Genomic DNA, 7,160 nt, shown 5'->3' with positions numbered 1-7,160 from the left:
CGGGTGATGCGGGAATTGGGATTATCGACGAGATCGAAGCCCAAGCAGCAGTCTAGCCAGTCTAGCGCGAATATTTCGATCGCCGATCTGCCAGATCGTACCCTGACTGCCAACGAAGAATTACCCGAACTTAATTTATTTACAATTCAGCTAAATTCTAAGATTTATGGCGCAGCATCTTTCTCAACTGATTTCGGCTACTCAGCTCGACGAGATTTTTCAGGCTGCACTCACCCCACAAGATTATCAATATTGTTTCGATCGCGCGCAATTAATTAATCCCGATTTGGGGAAATTGTGGACGGCTACAGATATTGCTGCTGGACTGTACATCATCTTAACTGGCAAAGTGCGGTTGTTAAACGATGATGACGAACCGATCGAGAGTTTGGGTGTCGGGCAATATTTTGGGGAGTATACTTTTTTTGGCGATCGGAATTTGACTACCTATACTGCCAGAGCGGGCATCGATGTTCAGATTTGTTTTTTACCGCTGGCAATCTTCAAGCCGCTACTCAACAAATATCCCAATATCGATCGGCAGTTATTGACGACAGTACAGTCGCGCTGTCACGAGTCAAATTCACTCACGATCGTTCCATCCGCACCATCCGCCGGGTCGAATTTGGTACCATTTGTATTGCCCAGTGACGATCGTCGCAAAAAAATCAGCAAGGCTTACTTCCCCAATCCCGTGCAGCGAGCGGGACATCTGTTTCAGAAAGTTACTCGTCGCTACCCATATTACGCCCAGCAGAGTGCGTCCGATTGCGGTGCGGCTTGTTTGGTAATGGTGGCGCGTTACTGGGGAAAAAAGTTTAGTGTCAATCGACTGCGGGATCTGGCAAAAGTCGATCGCAATGGTTCTTCGCTCAAGGGACTGTCGGCGGCGGCGGAAAGTGTCGGGTTTACCAGTCGCCCAGTTAAAATTAGTCTCGATCGATTAGCCCAGCAGCCGTTACCCGCGATCGTGCATTGGGAAGGGAAACATTATATCGTTGTTTATGCGATTACTAATAAACAAGTAATCGTAGCAGATCCGGCGATCGGTCAACGCACGCTCAGTCATCAGGAATTTATCCAAGGTTGGGCGGGTTATGCCCTCATTTTAGAACCCTCCGCTCTACTCAAGGATGCTCAAGAAAGTACGACGGCATTTTGGCAATTCTTTGAATTACTCAAACCCCATCGGGTAGTGGTATTTGAGATTTTTATCACTTCCTTATTCATTCAACTTTTTGGACTGGTTACGCCATTATTTACGCAAGTAATTCTCGATCGGGTAGTAGTCCAAAAATCCGAACTCACCCTCGTTACCGTCAGTATCGGGCTGTTTATTTTTAGTATGTTTCGCGTGGCGATGATGGGCTTACGCCAGTATTTGCTCGATCATACATCTAATAAAATTGGTTTAGCCTTAATCGTCGGGTTTATTCGCCATACAATGCGGCTACCATTGAGCTTTTTCGAGTCGCGATATGTGGGCGATATTATGTCTCGCATCCAAGAGAATCAAAAGATTCAGCGGTTCTTATCTGGCGAAGCGACCACCATTTTACTAGATTTGCTGACTGTCTTTATCTATCTAGGCTTGATGTTTTGGTATAGCTGGCAGATGGCATTAATTTCGATGCTGATTATCCCACCATTCTTCTTGCTGGCGATCGTTTCTACACCATTTTTACAGCGGATTTCGCGAGAGATTTTCAATGCTTATGCAGAAGAAAACAGCTATCTAATTCAAGCTTTAACGGGAATTAAAACAGTCAAAGCCACCGCCGTCGAGCAAAATGTTCGTTGGAACTGGGAAGAACTATTTCATAAAGCCGTCAAAACTAACTTTGCTGGCGAAATAGTTGGCAATCGGCTTCAGATTTTCAGTAATGCGATCGATGGGGCGATTACGAGTGGGATGTTATGTTTTGGGGCATATCAGGTGATTCAAGGGCAACTGACGATCGGGCAATTAGTCGCATTTAATATGCTGTTGGGTAATATTATCCAACCTTTTCAACGGTTGACTGTCCTGTGGAATCAACTGCAAGAAGTGTTAATTGCCGTAGAGCGGATTAATGATGTCTTAGATGCCGAACCAGAGGAAGATTTACAACTGCAAATGCGTCAATCGCTGCCACCGATTCAAGGTCATATTCGGTTTGAGAATGTTACCTTCCGCTATCATCCCGAAGGCGATGAAAATATCCTAGAAAATCTATCATTTGAAATAAAACCAGGGCAAATGGTCGCTCTCGTCGGGCGAAGTGGTTCTGGTAAAACGACGATTTCTAAGTTAGCTTTAGGGCTATATCCGGCTACAGATGGAAGAATTTTAGTTGATGGTTACGATTTAGCAAATCTATCATTGCGCTCTCTCCGTCAACAGGCGGGAGTAGTAGATCAGGACACGTTTATGTTTGGCGGTACGATTCGGGAAAATATTAGTTTAAGTAAGCCTGGAGCAAACCTAAATGAAGTTATTGAGGTAGCAGAATTAGCGGGAGCGGATGAATTTATTGATAAATTACTGATGGGTTATGAAACCCAAATTGGTGAGGGTGGCGGCTCTTTATCTGGCGGACAGCGGCAACGATTGGCGATCGCGCGGGCATTAATGGGGAATCCACCGTTATTAATTATGGATGAAGCAACATCCCATCTCGATCCAGAATCGGAGCGAATTATTCAACAAAATTTGAATACGATTCTCAAGGGTCGCACGACGTTAGTAATTGCCCATCGGCTCTCGACAATTCGATCTGCGGATCTGATTTTGGTGTTAGATAGAGGGATTTTGATCGAGCAGGGTACGCATAATGAATTGATTGCTAAGAAGGGGCATTATTACTATTTCAATCAACAGCAGTTGGAGCCAGCAGGGGTTGTTTGATTGTAGCGGGAATTTGCCCTGCGATCGGGATTTATCGATCGATAAATAATTGTAGTCAGCGGAGATCTACCCACCCCACTGGGCGGGTGACCCGACCAGTAGCCCTACGGGCACCCCTGTCTTGAAAAGGTGCTTCACTTGCGGCTCACCTTTGGACGGGTTCCCCGTCAAAAAGGGTGAGACAAGACAGGGGAAACAAGCGACGTTTGTGGGGGAAGCTTCCCCCACAAAGCTCGCGCCCCAAGACCGCACTTTTCGCTCCGAGGAGGGGATTTTCTAGAGTTTATATAAAAGGAAAAACGATGTCTGAAATATTAAATGGTCGCACGATTGAATTAGAACAGTCACAATTTATCGAACTATCGCCAAAAACATCTTCGGCAATAGTTGTCGTTGCTGATGATTGGTCGGATACAGTCAAGGATGCGATCGAAGCTTTGCCGCAGATTTGGACGCGGGGTTTGTTGTATTTAATCTTGGGATTTACTTGTACAGTTTTGCCCTGGGCGATGTTGTCGAAATTCGATGAAACGGGAGCGGGGCGAGGGCGAATTGAAACTAAAGGTGCTGCCAATCGGCTTGAATCTGCAACATCTGGCTCGGTAATTGCCGTGCGGGTGCAGGAGGGACAGTTAGTGAAAAAGGGACAGGTTTTATTAGAACTAGAATCTGATGCAGTAAGGGCAGAAATTCAGCAATCGAAGACTAAATTAGAAGGACAGATGAATCGGCTGTCTCAATTGGGAATTGCCAAAAATCAAGTCGCGATCGCAATTGCCACCCAACAGCAACAAAATAAAGCCCAAGCTGTCGAGAAACTCGCTCAATTCGAGCAAGCCCAGCAGAATTTAGCAGATAAAAAATCTAGCGCGCCATTATCCGAAAATCTCAAACTCATTCAACTCGATCGAGCTGGTAAAATCCTCACCGATAGCAAAGCTACCCTACTAATTCAACAAACTGAAAAAGCCGCCCAACTCCGTCAAGCCCGTCAAAGACTCGCCGCCGCTAAAACAGCCCTGATTATTAACGACAGCAAATATCAGTGGAGCCTTAAAGAATCTAAACGCTATCAATTTCTGTGGGAGCAAGGCGGTATCCCCGAAGTAAAGTTAGTCGAAATTCAAGGCATCGCTAAAGAGATGGAACGCCTGACAGTCCAATCTGCTGCTGAAGTTGAATTAGCTGAAACGGGGATTAAAGAGCAAGAGAGTAATTACGCCAAAGTAATTTATCAGCTCCAAGCCGATATTCGCCAATCAGAATCTAAACTGCAAGAGCAAGATCGAGAATATCAACAGATTTCCGCACAACAAAAAGTGGCGATTAAACAAGCCGAATCGCAATTAAAAGAACAGCAAGGCAATCGCGACAGTCTGATTCAGGGGGGCAAATTAGCAATCTTTAAAAGCGAAGAACAACTTAAAGATCTTCAAGCTCAAATCGGTACGCTCAATAATGAAATATCCCAAACCAACCAGCAAATCGCCGAATCAGAACGACAACTAGCCCAAAAAATCGTCCGCGCACCCGTCGCTGGTACCGTCCTCCAGCTACCATTCAAGCAACCTAAGTCTTTCGTCCAAACGGGGCAACTCGTCGCCCAGATTGCCCCACAGGGCGCGAAAACAATTCTTAAAGTCCAGATGCCCAGTCAGAATACGGGGTTTTTAAAAACGGGGATGCCTGTCAAGGTGAAATTCGATGCGTATCCATTCCAAGACTATGGCGTAGTCGAAGGCAAGGTGCAAATGGTGTCGCCCGATTCCAAGCTGGTAGATGCGGGAAATGGCAAGATTGAAGCATTTGAGGTGGATGTGATGCTCGATCGCGATTATATCAAGTCGCAGGGCAAACAAATCCCGCTGAATCTGGGGCAAACAGCCACGGCAGAAGTAATTGTCAGGCAGCGACAAACGATCGATCTGATTCTCGATCCGTTTAAAAAGTTACAACAGGGTGGTTAAGAATAAGACTTCGCCTGATATCTGAATCCCCCCTAACCCCCCTTAAAAAGCGGATGTGCGTACTGTTCGGGTTCCCCGACAGTTAAGCACACCAAGCAGGGGGGAACCAGATCCGAAAGTCCCCCTTTCCAAGGGGGATTCAAGGGGATTCCTACCAACTACGATTATTACAAATAAATTTCCAAACACCTTCACACAATAGGAAAAACTTACAATGTCGATCGATACTAATATTACAACCGAAAATATCCTCGAACAACTCAAAATATCTCGCAAAATCCCAGAAATTATCGAACAAATTCTCACGCGGCGGATTGTCAAAGCAGAAGCAGAAAAACTCGGCATTAAAGTAGAAATTCCCGAACTACAAGAAGCTGCCGATCTGTTTCGCGCCAAGAACAGGCTCATCAGTGCCAGAATTACCGAAAAGTGGCTAGAGATCAATCAACTATCCCTCGATGAATTTGAAACGATTATTCATCTAGAATTATTGAGCGATAAGCTCAAACAGGTAGTATTAACAGATAAAGTAGAACAACACTTCTACCAGCATCAATTAGATTTCGATCGAGTGGTCATATCTGAAGTCATCCTTACCAATAAAGAACTGGCAACCGAACTATATTATGCCATCCGAGAGGGAGAAATTAGCTTCCAAGACGTTGCGAGTAAATATATCACCGATCCAGAACTCAAACGCAAAGGAGGCTATCTGGGTCAAATTAAACGCAAAGATCTGAATCCGGGATTGCGATCGATCTTTTCAGTTACCACTTATCCCCAGATAATTAAACCGATCGCTACCGCTCAAGGATTTCATCTGATCTGGCTGGAAGAAAAAATCGATGCGACACTAGAACCAGATATTTATGAAGGAATTCAATCTCAACTATTTACGGAGTTTCTAAGAGAAAAAGCAATGAATTTAGGATAGTGTAAATATTGGTTAGATAGAAAATCCCTGAAATCTAGATGCTGTACAAAAGGATGACATCATTGATGCCATCCTTTCATGCTGTTTTGATTCTAGAGAAAAGCAACTAAGGAATATGACGATGCAAGAATCCAAACTCCAATGGCAGGAGTGATTCCTCCTTGTGTAGTAAGTTCGTCATCAGATAAATCTCGCATAAAGCTTTCTGAATCGCTGAATAGATCTGCTCCAGCAATGCTAGTCAAGTCTCGTACTTTAATATTTGCCATGTTTTTGATTCCTAATTAACTTATTGTGTTTTCTCGATCGAACCGAATTTAATAGATTCGATCGATTATGGAAGTTCGCTCATTGGCGGTGTAGGAAGTATCCCAGGAGTCTTAAATCTGTAGGTAGTATCGCGGATAGTCATGGGAAAGTCTTTAATACCCCCTTGGAGACTGAGTTCATTTTCAGATAATTCTTGCATGAAGCTCTCAGAATCATTGAATAGATCTGCTCCAGCAATGCTAGCCAAGTCTCGTAATTTAATATTTGCCATTTTGGTTGATTCCTAATTGATTAATGTTGGTAGCTTTTCCAAGTAAGTAGAGATGGTTTAGTCGATCGAATAGCGAGTAAAGCTGGCATCAAAATTGATACCACACAGTCTACAATCATCTTCCTATCTATCATTCGAGCTTAGGATCGGACTAGTTTCTTAGATATAGAAATTAGCAAAAGGTGGTAGAAAGTTGTCAAATGATGGATCGACTGGTGTCGGCCAATCACTGAGGATTGGAGGTGGGAGCATAATAGGTATAGGCGATCGACGTTTGCCACCCTGTAAAACTAGTTCAGATTCTGATAATTCTCGGATCGAGCTATCTAAATCTGTCAGATCTTTTAATTCGATATTAGCCATATTTTTGTTCCTAATGAATTTGGTACGATCGCAATCTAAAATATGGAGTAAGGCGCAAAGCCCAGCAGGATATTGGATAGATCGAGAGTCTGAATATTCGGCAGTACAAAGGGAGTATCAGAAATAACGGTCGGCGGAGGAGTTGGCTTACGTTTCTTACCGCCTTGTAAAGACAACTCACATTTAGATAATTCTCGAATGAAGCTGTCTGAATTACTAAGTAAATCTGCTTCAGCAATACTATGTACTGCTAAATCTTTTAATTTAATGCTCGCCATTTGGCTTTAGTACTAGTTAACTTGCTTTAGTTTTTCGATCTCGTTCGAGTTATATATCGCAACTACTATTCCTTCTATGTTATCCCTCAAGCAAGGATGGCTTATAAGTCATCCTTGCATTGAGAAACGAATGTCAATTGCTACTTATAGATCTTGACAATAGGGGGAGTTGGCATGGGGCGAGGATGCT

The 7,160-nt window shown here is 43.8% G+C and carries 7 protein-coding genes; 3 read left to right on the top strand and 4 right to left on the bottom strand.

What is annotated here, in order from left to right:
- Positions 1-166 precede the first annotated feature (166 nt).
- The 3 genes from RMO79_RS21935 to RMO79_RS21925 all read left to right on the top strand — a co-directional run bounded on the left by RMO79_RS21935 (position 167) and on the right by RMO79_RS21925 (position 5,788).
- Entirely contained in the window at positions 167-2,887 is a 2,721-nt protein-coding gene (locus RMO79_RS21935) for a peptidase domain-containing ABC transporter (RefSeq protein ID WP_310485392.1), read from the top strand.
- 302 nt (positions 2,888-3,189) lie between these two features.
- Positions 3,190-4,854, top strand: coding sequence for an HlyD family efflux transporter periplasmic adaptor subunit (locus RMO79_RS21930; RefSeq protein ID WP_310485391.1), 1,665 nt, complete (start codon positions 3,190-3,192; stop codon positions 4,852-4,854).
- A gap of 214 nt (positions 4,855-5,068) precedes the next feature.
- Positions 5,069-5,788, top strand: a complete 720-nt coding sequence (locus RMO79_RS21925) for a peptidylprolyl isomerase (RefSeq protein ID WP_310485390.1) — start codon at positions 5,069-5,071, stop codon at positions 5,786-5,788.
- A 92-nt stretch (positions 5,789-5,880) separates the two neighbouring features.
- Here RMO79_RS21925 and RMO79_RS21920 read toward each other — a convergent pair whose 3' ends face one another.
- From RMO79_RS21920 to RMO79_RS21905, 4 genes are all read right to left on the bottom strand, one after another.
- On the bottom strand, positions 5,881-6,057 hold the full coding sequence (locus RMO79_RS21920) for a hypothetical protein (RefSeq protein ID WP_310485389.1): 177 nt from the start codon (positions 6,055-6,057) through the stop codon (positions 5,881-5,883).
- 65 nt (positions 6,058-6,122) lie between these two features.
- On the bottom strand, positions 6,123-6,329 hold the full coding sequence (locus RMO79_RS21915; RefSeq protein ID WP_310485388.1) for a hypothetical protein: 207 nt from the start codon (positions 6,327-6,329) through the stop codon (positions 6,123-6,125).
- 159 nt (positions 6,330-6,488) lie between these two features.
- Complete coding sequence (locus RMO79_RS21910; RefSeq protein WP_310485387.1) at positions 6,489-6,692, bottom strand: hypothetical protein; 204 nt, start codon at positions 6,690-6,692, stop codon at positions 6,489-6,491.
- Positions 6,693-6,727: 35 nt separating this feature from the next.
- Positions 6,728-6,970: a hypothetical protein gene (locus tag RMO79_RS21905; protein ID WP_310485386.1), complete on the bottom strand. Its 243-nt coding sequence runs from the start codon at positions 6,968-6,970 to the stop codon at positions 6,728-6,730.
- Between the last annotated feature and the right edge of the window lie 190 nt (positions 6,971-7,160).

Source organism: Chamaesiphon sp. VAR_48_metabat_403 (assembly GCF_031422475.1).
Taxonomy (GTDB): Bacteria; Cyanobacteriota; Cyanobacteriia; order Cyanobacteriales; family Chamaesiphonaceae; genus Chamaesiphon.
This window is presented reverse-complemented; position numbering and strand designations above follow the sequence as displayed.

What these genes read in the sequence shown, in the direction of transcription:
- RMO79_RS21915 (WP_310485388.1), bottom strand. Translation starts at nt 6,329, where the DNA reads ATGGCAAATATTAAATTACGAGACTTGGCTAGCATTGCTGGAGCAGAT.
- RMO79_RS21905 (WP_310485386.1), bottom strand. Translation starts at nt 6,970, where the DNA reads ATGGCGAGCATTAAATTAAAAGATTTAGCAGTACATAGTATTGCTGAA.
- RMO79_RS21920 (WP_310485389.1), bottom strand. Translation starts at nt 6,057, where the DNA reads ATGGCAAATATTAAAGTACGAGACTTGACTAGCATTGCTGGAGCAGAT.
- RMO79_RS21935 (WP_310485392.1), top strand. Translation starts at nt 167, where the DNA reads ATGGCGCAGCATCTTTCTCAACTGATTTCGGCTACTCAGCTCGACGAG.
- RMO79_RS21910 (WP_310485387.1), bottom strand. Translation starts at nt 6,692, where the DNA reads ATGGCTAATATCGAATTAAAAGATCTGACAGATTTAGATAGCTCGATC.
- RMO79_RS21930 (WP_310485391.1), top strand. Translation starts at nt 3,190, where the DNA reads ATGTCTGAAATATTAAATGGTCGCACGATTGAATTAGAACAGTCACAA.
- RMO79_RS21925 (WP_310485390.1), top strand. Translation starts at nt 5,069, where the DNA reads ATGTCGATCGATACTAATATTACAACCGAAAATATCCTCGAACAACTC.